The 17,788-nt window shown below is 71.1% G+C and carries 21 protein-coding genes and 2 pseudogenes; 12 read left to right on the top strand and 11 right to left on the bottom strand.

Features of this window, described 5'->3' with window-relative positions; translation table 11 throughout:
- The 4 genes from JKP76_RS24275 to JKP76_RS19710 form a co-directional block, all read right to left on the bottom strand.
- Positions 1-139 (bottom strand): Mov34/MPN/PAD-1 family protein (locus tag JKP76_RS24275; RefSeq protein ID WP_200492507.1); only part of this gene is annotated, 139 nt, incomplete at its 3' end.
- 220 nt (positions 140-359) lie between these two features.
- The gene (locus JKP76_RS19720; RefSeq protein WP_220477472.1) at positions 360-1,631 is read right to left on the bottom strand and encodes a ThiF family adenylyltransferase; all 1,272 of its coding nucleotides are present in this window, start codon (positions 1,629-1,631) and stop codon (positions 360-362) included.
- A gap of 13 nt (positions 1,632-1,644) precedes the next feature.
- Positions 1,645-2,229 carry a hypothetical protein gene (locus tag JKP76_RS19715; RefSeq protein ID WP_200492499.1) on the bottom strand — a complete coding sequence of 195 codons (585 nt, stop codon included), beginning with the start codon at positions 2,227-2,229 and terminating at the stop codon, positions 1,645-1,647.
- Positions 2,230-2,255: 26 nt separating this feature from the next.
- Positions 2,256-3,215, bottom strand: coding sequence for a nucleotidyltransferase domain-containing protein (locus tag JKP76_RS19710; RefSeq protein ID WP_200489059.1), 960 nt, complete (start codon positions 3,213-3,215; stop codon positions 2,256-2,258).
- Between the two features lie 313 nt (positions 3,216-3,528).
- Between JKP76_RS19710 and JKP76_RS19705 the strand changes: the two genes are divergently transcribed.
- The 3 genes from JKP76_RS19705 (at position 3,529) to JKP76_RS19695 (ending at position 5,024) form a co-directional block, all read left to right on the top strand.
- Positions 3,529-3,897, top strand: coding sequence for a hypothetical protein (locus tag JKP76_RS19705; RefSeq protein WP_200492497.1), 369 nt, complete (start codon positions 3,529-3,531; stop codon positions 3,895-3,897).
- A 3-nt stretch (positions 3,898-3,900) separates the two neighbouring features.
- Entirely contained in the window at positions 3,901-4,296 is a 396-nt protein-coding gene (locus tag JKP76_RS23685) for an ImmA/IrrE family metallo-endopeptidase (RefSeq protein WP_200492496.1), read from the top strand.
- Between the two features lie 335 nt (positions 4,297-4,631).
- A complete protein-coding gene (locus tag JKP76_RS19695) occupies positions 4,632-5,024 on the top strand; it encodes a hypothetical protein (protein WP_135446954.1) in 393 nt (130 codons plus the stop codon).
- Between the two features lie 11 nt (positions 5,025-5,035).
- On the opposite strand, the gene JKP76_RS19690 is transcribed toward JKP76_RS19695, so the two are convergent.
- Complete coding sequence (locus JKP76_RS19690) at positions 5,036-5,359, bottom strand: helix-turn-helix domain-containing protein (protein WP_200492491.1); 324 nt, start codon at positions 5,357-5,359, stop codon at positions 5,036-5,038.
- A gap of 683 nt (positions 5,360-6,042) precedes the next feature.
- On the opposite strand from JKP76_RS19690, the gene JKP76_RS19685 reads away from it, so the two are divergent.
- The 3 genes from JKP76_RS19685 to JKP76_RS19675 are packed head-to-tail and all read left to right on the top strand — an operon-like array spanning position 6,043 to position 7,936.
- Entirely contained in the window at positions 6,043-6,642 is a 600-nt protein-coding gene (locus JKP76_RS19685; protein ID WP_200492490.1) for a PQQ-binding-like beta-propeller repeat protein, read from the top strand.
- Positions 6,639-7,760 carry a PKD domain-containing protein gene (locus JKP76_RS19680; RefSeq protein WP_200492489.1) on the top strand — a complete coding sequence of 374 codons (1,122 nt, stop codon included), beginning with the start codon at positions 6,639-6,641 and terminating at the stop codon, positions 7,758-7,760. Before JKP76_RS19685 ends, JKP76_RS19680 begins: the two co-directional genes overlap by 4 nt.
- Positions 7,715-7,936 carry a hypothetical protein gene (locus tag JKP76_RS19675; protein WP_200492488.1) on the top strand — a complete coding sequence of 74 codons (222 nt, stop codon included), beginning with the start codon at positions 7,715-7,717 and terminating at the stop codon, positions 7,934-7,936. The genes JKP76_RS19680 and JKP76_RS19675 overlap by 46 nt, the downstream gene beginning before the upstream one ends.
- A 24-nt stretch (positions 7,937-7,960) precedes the next feature.
- Here the strand turns inward: JKP76_RS19675 and JKP76_RS19670 are convergent, their stop codons facing one another.
- From JKP76_RS19670 to JKP76_RS21920, 3 genes and pseudogenes are all read right to left on the bottom strand, one after another.
- Positions 7,961-8,878 carry a nuclease-related domain-containing protein gene (locus JKP76_RS19670; RefSeq protein WP_200489054.1) on the bottom strand — a complete coding sequence of 306 codons (918 nt, stop codon included), beginning with the start codon at positions 8,876-8,878 and terminating at the stop codon, positions 7,961-7,963.
- A 293-nt stretch (positions 8,879-9,171) separates the two neighbouring features.
- Entirely contained in the window at positions 9,172-9,420 is a 249-nt protein-coding gene (locus tag JKP76_RS19665; RefSeq protein WP_200492487.1) for a hypothetical protein, read from the bottom strand.
- Positions 9,417-10,513: pseudogene (locus tag JKP76_RS21920) on the bottom strand (ABC transporter substrate-binding protein). The gene JKP76_RS19665 and the pseudogene JKP76_RS21920 overlap by 4 nt, the downstream one beginning before the upstream one ends.
- 531 nt (positions 10,514-11,044) lie before the next feature.
- On the opposite strand from JKP76_RS21920, the gene JKP76_RS19655 reads away from it, so the two are divergent.
- Entirely contained in the window at positions 11,045-11,776 is a 732-nt protein-coding gene (locus JKP76_RS19655) for a class I SAM-dependent methyltransferase (protein ID WP_200492485.1), read from the top strand.
- A 3-nt stretch (positions 11,777-11,779) separates the two neighbouring features.
- Here JKP76_RS19655 and JKP76_RS19650 read toward each other — a convergent pair whose 3' ends face one another.
- Positions 11,780-12,403, bottom strand: a complete 624-nt coding sequence (locus JKP76_RS19650; RefSeq protein WP_200492484.1) for a histidine phosphatase family protein — start codon at positions 12,401-12,403, stop codon at positions 11,780-11,782.
- A 138-nt stretch (positions 12,404-12,541) separates the two neighbouring features.
- On the opposite strand from JKP76_RS19650, the gene JKP76_RS19645 reads away from it, so the two are divergent.
- The 5 genes and pseudogenes from JKP76_RS19645 to JKP76_RS19630 all read left to right on the top strand — a co-directional run bounded on the left by JKP76_RS19645 (position 12,542) and on the right by JKP76_RS19630 (position 16,041).
- Positions 12,542-13,210, top strand: coding sequence for an enoyl-CoA hydratase-related protein (locus tag JKP76_RS19645; RefSeq protein WP_200492483.1), 669 nt, complete (start codon positions 12,542-12,544; stop codon positions 13,208-13,210).
- Between the two features lies 1 nt (position 13,211).
- A complete protein-coding gene (locus JKP76_RS19640; protein ID WP_200492482.1) occupies positions 13,212-13,955 on the top strand; it encodes an alpha/beta hydrolase in 744 nt (247 codons plus the stop codon).
- Positions 13,956-13,995: 40 nt separating this feature from the next.
- Positions 13,996-14,559: a gluconokinase gene (locus tag JKP76_RS19635; RefSeq protein ID WP_200492481.1), complete on the top strand. Its 564-nt coding sequence runs from the start codon at positions 13,996-13,998 to the stop codon at positions 14,557-14,559.
- Positions 14,556-14,954, top strand: a pseudogene (locus JKP76_RS23080) (gluconate transporter); the annotation flags it as partial. The gene JKP76_RS19635 and the pseudogene JKP76_RS23080, both read left to right, overlap by 4 nt.
- A gap of 55 nt (positions 14,955-15,009) precedes the next feature.
- Entirely contained in the window at positions 15,010-16,041 is a 1,032-nt protein-coding gene (locus JKP76_RS19630) for a GntP family permease (RefSeq protein ID WP_242472029.1), read from the top strand.
- Positions 16,042-16,047: 6 nt separating this feature from the next.
- On the opposite strand, the gene JKP76_RS19625 is transcribed toward JKP76_RS19630, so the two are convergent.
- Complete coding sequence (locus JKP76_RS19625) at positions 16,048-16,365, bottom strand: flagellar FlbD family protein (RefSeq protein WP_200492480.1); 318 nt, start codon at positions 16,363-16,365, stop codon at positions 16,048-16,050.
- Positions 16,366-16,483: 118 nt separating this feature from the next.
- Complete coding sequence (locus JKP76_RS19620) at positions 16,484-17,788, bottom strand: hypothetical protein (protein WP_200492476.1); 1,305 nt, start codon at positions 17,786-17,788, stop codon at positions 16,484-16,486.

Raw genomic sequence — 17,788 nt, 5'->3', positions numbered from 1 at the left:
GGCGCATGTAGGAGTGGAGATCAACCTCGCTCGGGGAGAGTCCTCCGGTCGGGTGGGTGTGCCATTCGCCTATCCACTGGCTACGGTCCTCCGACCAGGCGGAGTCCGCGAGACGCCGGGCATGGTCGAGGTCGCGCATGAAGGTGCGTTCGCCGCGGGTGGCTTCGGGGAGAGTCCTCCGGTCGGGTGGGTGTGCCATTCGCCTATCCACTGGCTACGGTCCTCCGACCAGGCGGAGTCCGCGAGACGCCGGGCATGGTCGAGGTTTTCGAGTCCGTCGACGGACCGCAACGCCTCGCGCGCGATTGCGCTGAGTGCGACGTCAGTGATCGTCACCGGAGTCACCTCTCGCCGCGCTGTCATCCTGGCGAGCAGGTCGGACACGATGCGCGAGGTCTGGGGATGGACGACCACCGAACATCGCCGGCTTGGCTGAGGTCGAACGGGGCTGCGAGGTCACCCGTTGGTCGAAGACCGATGATGGCGTGTTCGCCGGGAACCTGCTGGGTGTGGTCGCCGTGAAGCGATTCCAGCAGTGTCGCGATCGCTACTTTCGCGGCGAACGTGCCGACGTATCGGAGATCGGGCGGCACAGCCGTCATAGGCTGATGGACGCGCCCGGTGCCGTAATCCAACTCCTGATCCGCCTCAGCGTCCATCGCTCCCTGATCTGCAAGCTGCTGCCGTAGACAGAGGAGACATCCGAACCGGGGCGTTGGTCGCAGCCTGATGACTTCTCCGATCGAGCCATTGTCGAGCACGCACGCCAAGATCGCCGCCTTCTGTGCGCGTCTGGAGAGGTGGCTGACGACACGCCTGGGAGCAATACCGTCTGCGGCACACAGCACCAGATCGACGCGGTCGACGATGGGCCGGATGTAGTGGGCCTCGGCAACCAGGTCGCGTCGGTGGGCGACCACTGTCTGTTGCGGCCAGTGCTGGGCCAGGTGATCTTTCATGGCCGTCACCTTGTATCGCCCGACGCTTTCGGCTCCGAGAGTGTGGCGGAGCATGTTGTGCCAGAGGAATCGGTCCGGGTCGACAAGTTCCACGCGTCCGACTCCGTATCCTGCGAGCGCCTCTGCTGCGGCGCTACCGATGCTGCCGCAGCCCACGACCATGATGCTGTTGGCGGCGAGCTGCTCGATCGGCCACTTGCCAGCCAACTGTGCCAGGCCAACAACTTCTGGCTCGATCTCGATAGCGAGCGGTTCCACACCATCGCGCCGGACGGCCCAGCCCGCAAACTCCGAGGCACCGGCCTCCACCAGTTCTGGTGGAAGATCGGGGTCGTGAGTGACGACCACGCCAAGGTTGTTGCCGGGGTCGGCAACGCCCGGCACCAGCTCCCTGAAATCCTTGAAGCCTATGGAGATATCGGGGCGCCTGGACAAGAAGAGATGGTGAAGATGGGCGTCGTTCGGTGCCACCCTGATCCACTGAGCTGCATGGTGGGGGTCGCCTGAACGAAGCGCGGCGTACTCGCGTGGGACGTCGGCTGGAAGACGGATGTCTTTGCCGGTTTCCACGGCCTGGACGACGTACATATCGTCCGCGGGAACGCGGCGGAGTACCAGCGCTCCGCCCGAGAGGTTGGAGCTTGCGATCTTGGTGACCGCGTCTCTGGGCATCACGATGTAGGGGTTACGAGGAGACACCTGTGTCTCCCGCCTCGGTCGGGTCCGGTGTTGGAGCTGCTCGCTGAATCGCTCGGTCAATCAGGTGGTCGTGCGAGGGGTCAGAGACGATGCCATTGACCGACATCTCATTGATGACTCCCGCCTTCATGAGGGCGTACTCGATCCGCCACCCCGATGCCTTCGCCAGAAGCTCGGTGAGGCTGGCCTCGGGCTGCCAGCCGCCATCGCTCTGGAGCAGACAGAGCGATCCTCCTGGGGCAACGTGCCATGCGGACTGTGTCTGTTCCCAGATCGACGGCTCCGGATCGAGGGAGTAGATGGTCGGCGGAACCATCGGGTGCGCTGCGGAGTAGATGACGAGCACTCGCAGTTCTTGGTCCCCGAGCAGCTCATCGAGAGCATCGGGCTGTGGCCGCTCGAACGGCCAGCGGGGGAGGACGCCGATCCATCCGCCGTGCGGCAAGCCGTCGTCTGCGGGGCTCTGGTATTCGAGCAATGGCGCGAACGCCTGGACCTCATTCTGATCGCGCGCCAGTCGCACAGGTTCGCGCTCAGTCCAGAGGACGGGGTTGAGCGCCGTGGTGCCCACACCGCGATCTGGACCTTTTGCGCGAGTCATCCCTGCGGAGTGTCCTTCACCGGACGGGGCGCCGCGGGCACGACCGCGGGCGCCGGATTGCCAGTGGAGGCAGGAGGCTTCGGGAAGTCGTCCCCAAAGACCTCACCCCAGTGATTGATCGCAGCCGCAGCGTCATTGTTCGCCTGTGCCTGGAACGCCTTGATGGCGTTGTCTCGCGCGGACCGCAGGGCGTCGGCGAACGCGTCGTAGTCGATGTCAGGCTGAATCGGTCCGCAGAGTCCAGCGGGATCGGCGACGTCGTTCCCGCCCTCGATGTGGTAGCAGGCGCTTACGAAGAACTGCTTGATCGCAGCCGCCTGGTTGACGTCCGTAGGCAGGAAGTCGAGTGCGAGGACCTCCATGACGAGAGACTTGATCTTGGTGTCTTGCTCGGCGGCCCACCACTTGAGCATCCGAACAGTGCCGGCGAACTTGTTCCACTGCGCGTGTCGATCCGCGACCTCGGCGATTAGGAACTCGGGGTCGCAAGCGACCCAATCTTCTGAGAGTGCTTCAGGAATGAGGAGTCGCCCATCGCGGCGAAGCGCGGGCATGGCGTCGACCGTGAACGCGTGAGGATCATCAGGGTCATCCAGGAAGCACTTGACGGCATGGTTGCGCCACCGGGCCAGGCGGACCGCCTGGTCGTATGTGCCGTTCGTTGCCCCGAGCAGCGTGTTGACGCGCTCGCGGGTGTGATCGAGAGCGTCCGCGGCGGAGCTTCCCGGCGAGCCCCACTCAGGATGCTCATCCTGATCAAAGACGACGATCACATCGACGTCATGGATCGGGTCCTTGTGTGTCCCTCGCGCGAGCGATCCGGACGCAATGACTTCCTTCACATCGTCCTCGGTGCCGAAGGCGCCCTTGAAGAGATCGCGGCGAGTGCGTGCTTCGCGGACGTGTGTGATGTCGGCATTCACGACGTCCTGAAAGGTCTTGAAGGCGTCAGTCACACTCATAATCGTTCTCCTGATTGGTCCGTCTGTTCGATCACCGTAGTTACTGCCACCGACATTGCTGCGCGGGGCAGGGCAGGCTCGCTGCCTACTTCTTCTTGCCTCGCCTGCCGTTGCTCTCGTTGGTCGTGGTCTTCGGGTGACGCTTCACCGTGGACTGCTTCACGAACCGCCCGGTGACCGCGCTACGCCCTCGCTTGCCTGCCATGCTCCTCACCTCCTTTGCGTTCCACACTCGATGCTACGTTTCAATTCTAACACACTCCGTTTCGGAGGCGACGAGGTGTCGCAGATGTGACACACTGGGTGCATGGCCAAGACCACGATCAACACGGCCGCGCTCCACTCCGCCCTCGACGCCGCGCGTCAGGAGCGGCAAATCTCCTGGCGGGCACTCGCCGGCGAGATCGGCGTGAGCCCCTCGTTGCTGTCTCGGCTCGGCAACGGCCTCAAGCCGGACACCCACGGTTTCGCCACGATCATCGCCTGGCTCCGACTCCCGGCCGAGGACTTCTTCGAGCACGAGGGAGAACGTGACGCCAACGACGACCGTGAACCCGACCTCATGGCGCAGCTCGCGCCGCTCCTGCGCGCCCGGAAGGACCTCAGCGAGACCGACGTCAAGTACCTGCAACAGGTCATCGGCGCGACCATCGAACGTGCACGGGCACAGGGATGACTCGTGCGTCGAGGATTCAAGACCGAGGCGAAGAGCCTCGCACTGGAGCTACGAGCCGAGATCGGTCTCGACGCCCACGCGCCTTTCGACCCCTACACCTTCGCTTCTGAGTACGGCATCCCCGTCGTCCAACTCAGCGACCTCGATGGTGGCGCGCGTGACCACTTCCTGCGAGCGGACGGAAGCGCACTGTCCGGGGCGCTGATCCCGAACGGGAGCGGCGTGGTCATCCTGGAGAACGACGCTCAGCCACTGACCCGTCGTCGCACCACCATGTGCCACGAACTCGCCCACGTCGTCCTGGAGCACAAGTTCGGCGTCTCTCTTTCCGACGAGAGGAAGTGCGGGCTCGGCGGCGACCAAGAAGCCGAAGCCGACTGGCTCTCAGGGAGATGCTGATCCCCAACGACGGAGCATTCCGGCTCGCCCGAGCGAACGCCACCGACGAGGAGGCAGCAGATGCCTACGACGTCAGCCTCGCAGTCGCCCGCTGGAGGATGAACCACAGCGGCGCCCGCAAGGTCATGGAACGCGCTCGCGCCAAGTGGGCCAACACAGCCAGCTCCTACCGCTAACCGCGATCCCGCTACCGGCGATCGACCCGCGCTCGGCGCGAGTTCGCCGGTCCCTTCCGTCCTGTCCGGCCCGGGCGTATACTCGGCGTTGAGGTGGATTTCTCCTCTGTAGCGCGCCGCTCGCGGCAGACCCCCGGGTCACTCTCCAACGCACTGACCATGATCCGTCTGATCTGGACCGTCAGCGTCCACACCCGCTACTTCCTGCGGCGCTATATGCCCACCAACATCCTGCTGGATGCGATCCGCACCCGCCGACGCGGCTTGAAGTGGGGTATCCCCGCGATGCTGCTCGCGATCCCGTACCTGCTGATCGCGAACGTCTGCGTCGAACTTGTCGAGCAGGGTGGCCCCGGATGGCTCCACCTTGTAGTGCTGTGGGCGATCTGGAACATGCTCAAGATGCTCTGGATCGGGCCGGTCAGCGCTGTGCTCCTGATCCGCGCCCATGTCCGCGAGACCGTCACCGCCCGTCGTGAGCGCGCCAGCTTGCGTTCCGAAGCAGACGATGCCGAAGAGCGCGCCGCGGTGGACGCGATAGGTGTCCGGTGAAGTGTGAGAACTCAGGCACCGACCCGGCGACGACCGCCAGCACGGATCGTTCCACCGCTTGCGATCACCGCCGAGCGCACGGCCTCGGTGCTGACTGCGAGTCGTGTCAGCCCACCCGCATAGAGCTGGGCGGCGTCCTGTCGGGTCGCGTCCGGCAACTCCGGTCGGCGCGCTGCCAGGCCCGCCTGCCGGGCTATCTCCCGCACGGTGCCGCGGTGCACGTTGAACCGCGTCGCCAGCTCCCGCACGGGCACACCATCGGCGTACCCGGCGATCAGCTCGGCTCGATTGGAGACGCTCAAACGGGTTTGAGACTGACGCGAATTCTCACGCACCGGACCGCGCTCATCGGCGATCTGAGCACCCCGAGTGCGCGGCCGACGAGCCCGCGAACCCCGTAGAACGCGGGAAATCAGCGATCCGAGCGGCTTCCGGGGGTTTGAGAAGCTGCTACGGAGGTCCACCCGTATGACCAGGCCGTTCTCCCTCTGGGAGAGCGGCCTGAGTCGTTCCCGCGGGTGGTCGACCGTCGCCCGCTCGGGTGGTTCGGGCCCCGGAACGCGCGCCGTTCTGGATGTCGTGCTCTGGTGGTGCCGCGTCGTGGCAGGGGGAGAGCCCACGCCGTCCCGTCGGCCTGCCCTGAAGGCGAGTTCTCCGTGATCCCGCACCGCTCTGCCCACGCTCGTTCCCGTCGGAGCCGCACCATGCTGGTGGGCGCGCTGCTCACCGTGCTCGCGGCAGGAGTGCTGCTCCCCGCGACACCGGTTGCGGCTGCCGCGCCCGACCTGTGGGCCGGGGCCCTCGGCGACGGCGGCAACACGTCGAACAACCCGGGGGAGCTGACCCTCACCGGGGCGACGGCTGGGAGCGTCGGCGGCACGTGGAGCACGGCCACCCGCTCGTCGACCGGCCCGGTGGTCACGGGCGGATCCGTGCTGCGTGTGGTCTCGCCGGACGGGGTGAACGGGCCGAGCTACCTGACGGCGACCTCGCCCACGACGGGGAGACGCTCTGGACGGTGGGCCTACCCGCGGCGGCCAACTACAACGCGGGCCTGGCGATCAGCGGGACCCGCGTGGTGGTGCCCTTCACCGGGTGGCGCCGCGCCGGCGGGGTGATCGTCGTCGACATCGCCAGCCGCACCGTCGTCTGGGCGCGGGACCTGCCGCCCTCCCGCGTCGCGTGGAGCGGCAACTCGATCGCCGGTACCGCGTACACCGACGGTCAGCGGGTGTTCGTGACCGGAGCCAGCAACACCATCAACGCCTACCGCCTCACCGACGGCGCACCCCTCTGGACGGCGCCGTTCACCAACAACGTCGCGGGCACGCCGAACGGGGTCGACGGGCTCGCGGTCGGCAACGGCGTCGTCTACACCGGCGGCGGCGAGGGCATTGTGGCCCACGACGCGGCCACCGGCCGCCGGCTCTGGACGGGACCGGCCGCGGCCGGTGTCCCCGTCGTCGCCGGGGGTCGCGTGTACGGCACGGCGCTGGGCAAGGTGCTGGCCTACCCGGCGGCAGGATGCGGAGCCGCCACCTGCGCTCCGCAGTGGTCGGTGGACCTCGGTGGTTCGCGAGCGGGCACTCGACCCTGGGTGGCGCGGACGGCTCGATGATCTTCGCGGCCTGGACCCAGGTGCGGGAGAACGCCGAGCCGGACGTCCGCCGGATCGGCCGGATCGCCCGCCTGGCCGCTGCCACGGGGCGTATCGAGTGGTCCGTCGAGGTCGGCCGCTCGGCCTCGGGGCTGGTCCGCGGTGCGGACGTGGTGTGGTTCAACAACGAGTACGTCCGAGCGGACGGGTCGGTGGGAGAGCGCATCGCCGCCTACGACGTCACGGGGCGCCAGGTGCGGCTCATCGACCTGCCGGCGGGCCGGACCGGCAGGCTGGCGGTCGCTGCGGGCACGCTCTTCCAGCAGATGAACGCCGGAGCGCTGGCCGGCTTCCGTCGCGGTGCGCCGGCCAATGCCGCGCCCACGGCCACCTTCACCGCGACACCCGTCAGCGGCCTCACCATCTCGGTCAACGGGGCGCCCTCGTCCGACGTCGACGGCCGGATCGTCGCCCACGCGTGGGACTTCGGGGACGGCACGACGGGGACGGGGTCGCAGACGGGCCACACCTACGCCGCGGCCGGCACCTACACGATCACCCTGACGGTCACCGACGACGACGGCGCGCGGTCGACCGTTCGTCGGACGGTGACGGTGGCGGCCCCGCCCCCGCCCCCGCCCCCGCCCCCGGCTCCGGCCCCGACGGGCGGCACCGCCACCGATGCGTTCGGCCGCACCATCAGCGGTGGGCTCGGTACGGCCGACGTCGGCGGGCCCTGGTCGACCGCCGGCTCCGCCGCCAACATCGCGGTCGATGGCGGCACGGCCCGGCTGACGATGCGGAACCCCGGCACGCAGGTGTCCGCCTGGCTGGGCGACGTCCGCAGTACCGACACCGACCTCCGGCTACGGCTCTCGGCCGACAAGCGCCCCACCGGCAGCGGCGCGTACGTCGACGTGGTGGGCCGCCGGGTGGCACAGGACACGGAGTACCGAGCCCGGCTGCTGCTGGCGAGCGACGGGCGGGTCGACGTCGCCCTCACCGCACTGCGGGGACGTCCACGGCCCAGACGCTCGCCTCCGCCGTCCGGCTGCCAGCGTCGACCACCTACGGGCCCGGCAGCGCGCTCGACGTGCGGCTGCAGGTCGTCGGCACCGCGCCCACCACGGTCCGGGTGAAGGTGTGGCCGGCCGGTTCGGCGGAGCCCACCGAGTGGCAGCGCACCGCGACCGACAGCACCGCAGCACTGCAGGCGCCGGGCGGCGTGGGGCTGACCACCTACCTCTCCGGGAGCGCCACCAACGCCCCCGTTGCCCTGCGGATGGACGACCTGGCCGTTCGGCCCACGCGGTGAGCCGGGAGCAGGGGCGTCCGGCTCTCAGTCGCTGACGGCAGGAGGAAAGGCCCACGCCAGGTCGTCGGCGATCGCGGCCCGTCGGTCGCCGGCGAGGGGGCCCGGCAGGGTGAGTGCGCTGGCGAGTGAGAACGGCGTGGTGAGCAGGACACCGCCGACGAACTGCATGCCGGCGGGCCTGGCCGAGCCGGTCAGGCAGAGCATGGGACGTACCGGAACGGCGACGCCCAGTCGGTCGAGCGCCGCCTCCAGTTCGCGGGCCTGGAGTCGCACACCCTGCAAGAGGCTGTCCCGGTCCCGGCCGTTGATCCGGAGGGTGCCGCCCGTCGCGACCAGGGAACCGGTGATGTTCTTCGCGTCGACGACGTAGACGGCGTCCGCGGCGACGACGACATGGTCGATGTTGGCCCGGGAGCCCTGGCGGAGACGCCGGTCGTGCAGCACCGGCAGGCCCGTGCAGGCCAGCGCCGCGCCCACCGCCTGCTCGCCCCGGGCGCCCTTGACCCAGTTGTCCTCGGCGCCGGTGACCCGCAGGTGCGTACCCCGGTGGGCCGGGCGGCGAGGCCCCGCGACGACCGGCGACGGATACCGAGACCGCGGGACGAACGCCTCCGGGCGTAGTGAGGTCCAGGTCGCGCGGACGGCTGCGACGGGGGCGCCGACCACCGAGACCCCGAACAGCACGACGGCCGGGAAGCCGATCAGGGCCGCCATGACCTGCCCAACTGGGCCGGCGGCGCTCAGCGGCGACGTGGCCAGCAGGACGAGCAGGCTGATGCCGGCCAGGCGGCCCCAGCGGCGCGCTCCGGACGGCGTCTGCCCGCCTGCCGGAATCCCGGCGGCCGGTCCTGGGACGTACGGCGTCGGGTAGGCGGGCACGACCGACAGTGCTGCTCGCGGACGGGCCTCGACGAGGACCGGCTCGGTCCGCATGCGGCGCATGGCCTCACGCTCGGCCGACGCCCCCGCCCGACCAGTCGCGAGCCAGCGCGCTGTACATGGTGCGGATTCTTGGCGAGAACGGGCCGAACGCTCCGTTCCGAGCCGGATCCCTGACCCGACGGAGTGGGTTCGCCGCCCGCCCGGCGTGAAGGACCTCCTCGCCGCCGCGGTGACGTTCCCGCGGGAACGCGGTCAAGGTGTACGGCTTGACGACGCTTCCGCGGGAGCGTCCATCACACATGGCGGTGGCCCGGGCGGTTCCCCGCCCGGGCCACCGGTTCATGCGGTTCCGGCTAGTCGGCGAGCCAGACGTAGCCCCACATGGTGGTCGCGCCCGGGACGCCGTCGCCTTCGGTGTCGTCCGGGAAGACCCAGCCGTCGACGTTCTTCACCTGCTCGCCGACGGCGACGTCGGTGAGCGTGTAGCCGGTGAAGACGTTCGGGACGTTCTCCGCGATGTCCATGCCGATCGCCTCGACCGCGGCCTTCCGCTCCGCGATGTCCATGGTGGTGCGCAGGGTCTCCAGGCCGTCGTCGATCACCGAGCTGGTGTAGCCGGTGAGGTTGAGCGGACCGGGGTGAACGCGTTCTTCAGCGTGAAGTACGGGTCGGTCTCCGCACCCACCCGGAAGCACTGGACGTCGTAGTCCTTCGCCAGCCCGTTCTGGATGTGGGCGGCCTGCTCGACCGTGTTGAGCTTCACGTCGATGCCCAGCGCGCTCCAGTACGACTGGTACAGCTGCGACAGCTCGTTGAGCGTGGGATCGGGCGGGCAGTTGTAGCTGAAGGACAGATCCGTCCCGACCGGCAGGCCGTCGGAGCGCGCCGGGTCGTTGATGTACTCGTCGTACAGCTCCTGGGCCTTCTCCAGGTCGTAGGTCGGATAGGCCTCGGCGACCTCCTCCGAGTAGAACGGGCTGTCCGGGCTGAAGTACTGGGTGGCGTCGGGGGTCAACCCGGTCCCGCCGATGACGTCGATCAGCGCCGGCTGGTCGATGCCGTACGCCAGCGCCTGCCGCACCCGCACGTCGTCGAACGGTGGCTTGGTGGTGTTGATGATCGACACGCCGCTGTTGTTGCCGAGGTACTCGTAGTTGTCCACGCCGTCGACCTCGCGCGCCTTCGCGACGGTGCTCTGCCGCAGGGTCTGCATGACGTCGATGTCACCGCTCTGCAGGCTGGCCAGGCGGGTGTCCTCGTCCGGGATGGGCCGGAACGTGATGCCGTCGAGATGGGCAGGCGGTCCTGCCAGTAGTTCTCGTTCTTCTCGAGCACCAGGTTGCTGTCGCGCTGCCAGCTGACGAACGAGAAGGGGCCGGTGCCGACGGGGTTGGCGCCGGCGTCCTCGCCGGCGGCGGCCGCGGCGGTCGGGGAGAACGGCCAGCCGGGGGAGCCGGTCAGCACGTCCGGGAACGCGGCGTTGGTCTCGGTCAGGACGTACTCGACGGTGAGGTCGTCCACGACGTTCAGCGCGCTGACCTCCGCCAGCGTGTTGGCCACGTTGGACGTCGGCGCCTTCAGGTAGGTGTCGAAGACGGTCTTCAGGGCCTCGCCGTTCAGCGGCGTGCCGTCGTGGAACTGCACGTCCGGCCGGAGCGTGAGCGTCCAGGTGGTGAAGTCCTCGTTCGGCTCCATCGACTCGGCGAGGAACGGCTTGAACTCGCCCTCGGCCGTCCGCTTCATCAGCGGGTCGTAGAGGGCGTAGGCGACGGTGGTGCCGGAGTTGCCGCCCGCGTACTCACCCGGCAGCCAGCTGTTGGTCTCTGCCTCGAGACCGACGGTGATCTCGCCACCGCTGACCGGGTCGCCCTGCTCGGAGATCTCGCCGGGCCCCGCACCACCCGAGCCGTTGTCGTCGCCGCCGTCGTCCCCTCCGCAGGCCGCGGTGCCGAGCAGGATGCCCACCAGGCCCAGGGAAGCGAGTGCCCGCTTCCACGGCAGCCCGGTCGGACGTCGTTGTCCTCGCATGCGATGTCTCCTCCGGCCGATCTCGAGCCGTGCCACCGGCGTGCGGACGGGCCGCCACGTCGACGAGCGCCGTGGGGCGCTGCTCGGGAGTCCTACCGGGCGGAGTGACCTGCGTCACTAGCCGTTGGCGCAGTGAGGCCGACTCGTGACCTGTGAATTCGCTGGTGGCGACCGTGCGCGGCGGTCACGCTGGGGGCCATGAGCAGCAGTGACGTCTGGGACGCGGCGACGGCGGCCGGCTACGACCGGGAGGCGGCGTTCATGTTCGCCCCCGATGTCCTCGACCCGGCGGTCGACGTCCTCGCGGCGCTGGCGGGGGACGGGCCGGCGCTGGAGCTCGCGATCGGTACCGGCCGGGTGGCCATCCCGCTGAGCGACCGCGGCGTCCCGGTCAGCGGCATCGAGCTGTCGCAACCGATGGCCGACGAGCTGCACCGGAAGCGGCCCGACATCCCGGTCGTGGTGGGCGACATGGCCACGGCCACCGTCGACGGCGCGTTCGCGCTGGTCTACGTCGTGTGGAACAGCCTCGGCAACGTGCGCACCCAGGCCGGGCAGGTCGCCACCGTCGCCAACGCCGCCCGCCACCTCGCCCCCGGCGGGCACCTCGTCGTCGAGCTGTCGGTGCCGGCCCTCCGGCGCTTCCCACCCGGCCAGACGGCGGTGCCGTTCCACGTCGGCGCGCACCACGTCGGCTTCGACACCCTCGACCTCGCCACCCAGCAGGGCACCTCGCACCACTACTGGCGCCGGGACGACGGCACGGTCCGGTACGCGGCGAGCAACTTCCGCTACGTCTGGCCGGCCGAGCTCGACCTCATGGCGCAGCTGGCCGGTCTGGAGTTCGTCCGCCGGACGGAGGACTGGCGCGGCGCCCCCTTCGACAGCGACAGCGAGAGCGCGGTCTCGGTGTGGCGGAAGCCCGCCTGACGCTCAGAGGTGCGTGGTGTCGTCCAGCCGCACGACGGCGCGGTTGGCGAAGAAGTCGTCCTCCTCGAGCGCGGTGATCCCACCGCTGGTGGAGCGGACGTTGACGTGCCCGGTCGCCTCCAGCGGCATCCCGATCCAGGCGGCGACGACGAAGGTCAGCGCGAACCCGTGCGTGACCACGACCTGGTGCGCGCACGGGCTCGCCAGGACGTCGTCCACCGCGGCGTAGACCCGCGTGGCGAACTGCCGTCGGGTCTCCGCTCCCTCGATCCCCTCGACGTGGTCCATCCGGTCGCCCGTCGCCGGCGGGGGGACGAACCGGGCGTCCAGCCACGCCTGCGGCCTCCCCTCGGCGACGCCGTAGGACTTCTCGCGCAGCCCGAGGTGCAGGACCGGCGTCACCCCGAGCCGGTCCGCGATCGTGGTCGCCGTCTGCACCGTCCGGATCAGGTCGGACGCGTGCACCTCCACCGGAGCGCCGGCGGGAACCAGCTCGCGGATCCGCGTCGCGATCACCTCGGCCTGGCGCAGGCCCCGCCCGGTCAGCGCGCTGTCGAACCAGCCACCGACCAGGCCGGACACGTGGTGCTCGGCCTCGGGGTGGGTGACGACGTAGAGCCGGCGCATGCGCGCTCCTCCCGGGAACCGGCCCGGACGGGTGCCCCGGGCGGGGCGAACACTGCCGGACGGCATGATCGTGCTCGACACGGGCTCGCCGTCCACCCGGCCGAGCCTGTCCGCTGCTGCCTCCCCGGAAGGACCGCCATGCCCACCTTGGACCGCTCCGGCGACGTCTTCGTGCTCGACCTCGGCGACACCGAGAACCGCTTCCACCCCGACTGGCTGACCGCGATGGACGCCGCCCTCGACGAGGTCGAGCAGGCCGACGGCGCCCGCGCGCTCGTCACCACCGCCACCGGCAAGTTCTTCTCCAACGGCCTGGACCTGGAGTGGCTCTCCACCCACGAGTCCGAGCGCGGCGGCTACGTCGGCACCGTGCAGCACCTGCTCGCCCGGGTGCTGGCGCTGCCGCTGGTGACCGTGGCCGCGATCCAGGGGCACGCGTTCGCCGCCGGCGCCATGCTCACCCTGAGCCACGACGTCCGCGTGATGCGGGCCGACCGCGGCTTCTGGTGCCTGCCCGAGGTGGACATCCAGATCCCGTTCACGCCGGGCATGTCCGCGCTGATCCAGGGGCGGCTCGCGCCGCAGGCCGCGCACGAGGCGATGACGACCGGCCGCCGCTACGGCGGAGCCGAGGCCGTCGAGGCCGGCATCGTCGACCAGGCCGTCGCCGAGGACGTCGTCCTGTCCACCGCCGTCGAGATCGCCTCCGGGCTCGCCGGCAAGGCGGGGGAGACGCTCCGCACCATCAAGGCACGCATGTACGGCCCCGCGCTGGACAGCCTGCGCGCCGCCGACGCCCGCGGCTGAGATGCCCGCCGAGGAGGACCGCTCGGTCCTCGCGCTGCCCGCGCCCGGCCCCGACCTGGAGCTGCGCTACGGCGATTCCGCCGACGCCGTGGTCGACGTCCGCTTCGGCGGGTCCGGCGCCGAGCAGCGTCCGCTGGTGGTGTTCGTGCACGGCGGCTTCTGGCGGCCCGCGTACGACCGGGTCCACGTGCGGCCGCTCACCGCGGCCCTCGCCGAGGCCGGCTGGACGACGGCGGCGATCGAGTACCGCCGCGTGCCCGGCCGGCCCGACGACACGGTGGACGACGTCGCCGCCGCGATCGGCCACCTGAGCACCGCCCCCGAGCTGGCCGGGCGCTGCGACGGGCGGCTCGTGCTGGCGGGGCACTCCGCCGGCGGGCACCTCGTGCTGCAGGCCGCCGTCGACCCGCGGGTGCCGCAGCTCGCCGGCGTGGTCGCGCTCGCCCCGGTCGCGGACGTCGCACTGGCCGAGGAGCTCGCGCTCGACGGCGACGCGGTCCGCGCGTTCCTGGGCGGGCCGGCCGCCGGGCGCCCGGACCTCGACCCGGTCCGGCAGCCGTCGCCGAGCGCTCCGGTGACGATCGTGCACGGCACCGCGGACGAGATCGTCCCGCTCGCCCTCGCCCGGTCCTACGTCGCCGCGCACCCCGCGGCCCGGCTGGTGGAGGTCGACGGCGGGCACTTCGTCGTCATCGACCCGCGGAGCACCGCCTGGCCCGAGTTGATCGGCGCTCTCTCCGCCTGACCGTGTCGCCGCGAGCGGCGCGCGGTCCTACGGTCGCTGCATGCAGGCCGACGGCTCGTTCCCGCCCACCACCGTCGTCGTCATGGGGGTGTCCGGTTCAGGGAAGACGACCGTCGCCGAACGCCTCGCCGAGCGGCTGGACTGGGAGTTCGCCGAGGGCGACGACTTCCACCCCCGTGCCAACGTCGAGAAGATGGCCGCGGGCCACCCGCTGGACGACGACGACCGCTGGCCGTGGCTGCGCACCATCGGCGGGTGGATCGACCAGCGGGAGGCGACCGGTCGCTCCGTCGTCGTCACCTGCTCGGCGCTCAAGCGCAGCTACCGCGACCTGCTGCGCGAGGGCCGCCCCTCGGTCTGGTTCGCCCACGTGACCGCCGACGCCGAGGTCATCCGCGAGCGGATGGAGCAGCGCGCCGGCCACTACATGCCGGCCTCGCTGCTGGACAGCCAACTGGCCACCCTCCAGCCGCTCGAGCCCGACGAGGCCGGCGCGGAGATCTCCGGCGCCGGCCCGCCCGACGCGGTGGTCGACGACCTCGTGGCCGCGCTCGGCGACCGCGCACCCCGTTCCGCCCACGGGAGCCCGGAGGCCTCGTCATGACCCTGCTCGCCGCGGACGCCATCGAGGTCGACAGCAGCGACACCCAGCTGGTCGTCGCTGCGCTGCTCGGCATCGCCGCCGTCGTCGTGCTGATCACCTGGCTCAAGGTGCACCCGTTCCTGGCGCTGGTCCTCGGGGCGGCGGTGCTCGGGACCGTCGGGGGGCTGGCCGCCGCGGACACCGTCACCAGCTTCCAGGGCGGCGTCGGGGCGACCGTGGGCAGCGTCGGGCTGCTCATCGCCCTCGGCGCGATGATCGGCGGGCTGCTCGCGGAGAGCGGGGGAGCGGACCGGATCGTGTCGGCCTTCGTCGACCACGTGTCGGCGCACCGGCTGCCCTGGGCCATGGGCGGGGTCGCCGCGCTCGTCGGCATCCCGCTGTTCTTCGAGGTCGGCGTCGTCCTGCTGGTGCCGATCGTGCTGCTCGTCGCGCGGCGCACGCACCTGCCGGTTGCTGCTCGTCGGCATCCCCGCGCTGGCCGGCCTCTCCGTGCTGCACGGGCTGGTGCCGCCGCACCCCGGGCCGCTGGTCGCGATCGACGCGCTCGGCGCGGACCTCGGCCGCACCCTGCTCCTCGGGCTGATCGTGTCGATCCCGTGCGTGATCCTGGCCGGACCGGTGTTCGGCACCTGGATCAGCCGGCGGATCGACCTGCCGATCCCCGGCACGGCCGGCGGTCCGGGCGGGACCGGGCGGGCCGCGGACGACGACGGCGGTACCGGGCCGGGCCGCGTCGCCGCCGACCTGGCCGACCCGGTCGAGGGCGAGCAGCGGGCGGCGGTGGCCACCAGCTCCGGGACCGCGACGCCGGTCCGCCGGCCGCGGCTGGTCGCCGCGATCGTCACGGTGCTGCTGCCGGTGGGGCTCATGCTGCTGCGCGCGATCGGCGAGCTGGTCCTCGACGAGGACAGCGCGGTGCGCTCGGTCCTCGACGTCGCCGGGACCCCGGTCGTCGCGCTGATGGCCGGCGTCATCCTGGCGATGTTCACCCTCGGCACCGCGGTCGGGTTCGGCCGCGAGCGGATCTCCTCGATCGTCGGGGGCTCGCTGCCCGGCATCGCCGGGATCCTGCTCATCGTGGCGGCCGGCGGTGGCTTCAAGCAGGTGCTGGTGGACGCCGGCGTCGGCGACCTGGTCGGCCGGGCGGCCGAGGACCTGTCGATCAACGTCCTCGTGCTGGGCTGGCTGGTGGCCGTCGGCATCCGGCTGGCCACGGGCTCGGCGACGGTCGCCACGATCACCGCCGCCGGCATCGTCGCGCCCCTGGCGGCCGAGCAGAGCTCCTCGACCGTGGCGCTGCTCGCGCTGGCGATCGGCGCCGGCTCGCTGTTCTTCTCGCACGTCAACGACGCCGGGTTCTGGCTGGTGAAGGAGTACTTCGGGATGACCGTCGGCCAGACCATCAAGAGCTGGTCGGTGATGGAGACGATCATCTCCGTGGTCGGCCTGCTGGGAGTGCTGGCGCTCTCCGTCGTCGTCTAGCGGAGGTCAGGCGTCGGGGTCGGGACGGCGGTCGGCGGGGGAGCCGGGGGAGTCGTCGATGCGGACGCGCGCCCGGCGCTCCACCCGCAGGGTGGCGGCGGAGTCGGCGAGCACGGCGGTGCCGCCGGACAGCCGCTTCTGCACGACGAGCAGTTCGGCGTGCGAGTCGCGGACGGCCCGCAGCAGCTCGTCGAGTCCGGTGCCGAGCACGTAGGTGCGGCCGCCGACCATGTGCAGGACGGTATCGGGCAGGGTCTCGACCCGCTCGATCTCACGGGGGTCGATGGTGAAGTGCTCGCCGTTGCGACAGGTCACTGCGATCACGGGGGCGGTCCCTCCGCTGCGTCGGGGCGTGCGCCCCGGTGGTGCCGGACTCGGCTCTCTCAGCATCGGCACGCGGTGGGCGGAGCTGTAGCCCACGGTCCCGGCTGAGAGGTTGTGCTCAGAACCCGAAGAGCAGCCCCAGCCCGCCCAGGGTGAAGACCACCATCACCAGCACGAGCGGCAGCTGGTCGGACGCGCGGGCGCGGCGGGCCGACAGCAGCGCCCGCTCGTGGGCCAGCACCACGCCGACGACGTGGCCGGTGATGATGGCCCCGACCTGCACCAGCGCGATGAGGTCGGCGCTGACCGCGGTGAGGTCCACCCGGTTGCCGTAGGTGCCGAACAGGTCCACGCCGTCGGCACCGAACGGGTTGCTGAGGAGGATCCAGGTCGTCTGCCCGTCGAGCATCAGCAGGCTGAAGTAGTGCGCCACGGTGTAGCCCAGCGCGATCGGGATCACCGTCGCCGCGTACCGCGCCGGCTGGATCCGCTCCTCCTGGCCGGCCAGCCGGCCCGACAGCCGGGTGCCGACGACGTACAGCCCGGAGACCAGCGCGATCGACGCCAGCAGGCCGACCGTGCCGGAGAACCAGTCGTTCGCCGCCCCCGGGCCGGTCTGCCACCACGTCGTCCGGGTCAGCCCGTCGAACGCCGTCGAGCCCAGCAGCACCATGACCAGCGCGCCGAGCCCGGGCTGCGCGGGGGTGGCCAGCGCGCCGGCCAGCGGGTTGCGCAGGACGAGGCGGCCGTCGCTTCGCCGTCCCCAGGGGGAGAGCCGGGCGATCAGGGTGGAGTAGGCCTCGAAGCCGTCGCCGGCGGCGAACCAGCCCTCCCCGAACCACAGCGCCAGGCCCAGCTGCACGACGGCGTAGGCGAGCAGGAAGACCGCGACGGTGAGCGGCTCGGAGCGGTCGGGGTACACCAGCTCCAGCCACACGAAGACCAGCAGCGCGCCGGCCGCGGGCCACAGCCCCAGCGCCGGCAGCCGCGCCGCGCCCGGGGCGTCGGGCCCCCAGCGCCGCAGCAGCCGGTGCAGCAGGCGCAACGGGTTGGCCACCCGCCACACCGGGCCGAGCAGCAGGCTCGCGGGGACCAGACCCACCCAGAAGGTCACGAACAGCACCCACGGGCCGAGGTTGCGCGAGGTCTCCTCCGGCCCGGCCAGGGCGGCGACCACGACGAACGCGGCGAGCAGCAGCGCCACCAGCTGCAGCGCGCGGCGCACGCCCCCGGCGTCGAGGGTGCGCTGCAGCCCCGCCGGCACCGGGCGGCCGGAGTCCGGGCCGCCCAGGTGCGGGGTGCGCCAGAACAGCAGCAGGACGGCGAAGCTGGCGAGGATCGCCGCGCCCGCGCCGTACAGGGCGAACCCGATCGGGATGGGCAGGTCGGTGCGCGACCCCACCCCGTGGGCCAGCAGCGTCAT

The sequence above is a fragment of the Blastococcus sp. TML/C7B genome (assembly GCF_016612845.1).
GTDB lineage: Bacteria > Actinomycetota > Actinomycetes > Mycobacteriales > Geodermatophilaceae > Blastococcus.
The sequence above is the reverse complement of the archived record's forward strand: the minus strand, read 5'-3'. Positions and strand labels throughout refer to the sequence as shown.

What these genes read in the sequence shown, in the direction of transcription:
- JKP76_RS19720 (WP_220477472.1), bottom strand. Translation starts at nt 1,631, where the DNA reads ATGCCCAGAGACGCGGTCACCAAGATCGCAAGCTCCAACCTCTCGGGC.
- JKP76_RS19705 (WP_200492497.1), top strand. Translation starts at nt 3,529, where the DNA reads ATGGCCAAGACCACGATCAACACGGCCGCGCTCCACTCCGCCCTCGAC.
- JKP76_RS19695 (WP_135446954.1), top strand. Translation starts at nt 4,632, where the DNA reads ATGATCCGTCTGATCTGGACCGTCAGCGTCCACACCCGCTACTTCCTG.
- JKP76_RS19680 (WP_200492489.1), top strand. Translation starts at nt 6,639, where the DNA reads ATGATCTTCGCGGCCTGGACCCAGGTGCGGGAGAACGCCGAGCCGGAC.
- JKP76_RS19670 (WP_200489054.1), bottom strand. Translation starts at nt 8,878, where the DNA reads ATGCGCCGCATGCGGACCGAGCCGGTCCTCGTCGAGGCCCGTCCGCGA.
- JKP76_RS19655 (WP_200492485.1), top strand. Translation starts at nt 11,045, where the DNA reads ATGAGCAGCAGTGACGTCTGGGACGCGGCGACGGCGGCCGGCTACGAC.
- JKP76_RS19650 (WP_200492484.1), bottom strand. Translation starts at nt 12,403, where the DNA reads ATGCGCCGGCTCTACGTCGTCACCCACCCCGAGGCCGAGCACCACGTG.
- JKP76_RS19645 (WP_200492483.1), top strand. Translation starts at nt 12,542, where the DNA reads ATGCCCACCTTGGACCGCTCCGGCGACGTCTTCGTGCTCGACCTCGGC.
- JKP76_RS19640 (WP_200492482.1), top strand. Translation starts at nt 13,212, where the DNA reads ATGCCCGCCGAGGAGGACCGCTCGGTCCTCGCGCTGCCCGCGCCCGGC.
- JKP76_RS19635 (WP_200492481.1), top strand. Translation starts at nt 13,996, where the DNA reads ATGCAGGCCGACGGCTCGTTCCCGCCCACCACCGTCGTCGTCATGGGG.
- JKP76_RS19620 (WP_200492476.1), bottom strand. Translation starts at nt 17,788, where the DNA reads ATGACGCTGCTGGCCCACGGGGTGGGGTCGCGCACCGACCTGCCCATC.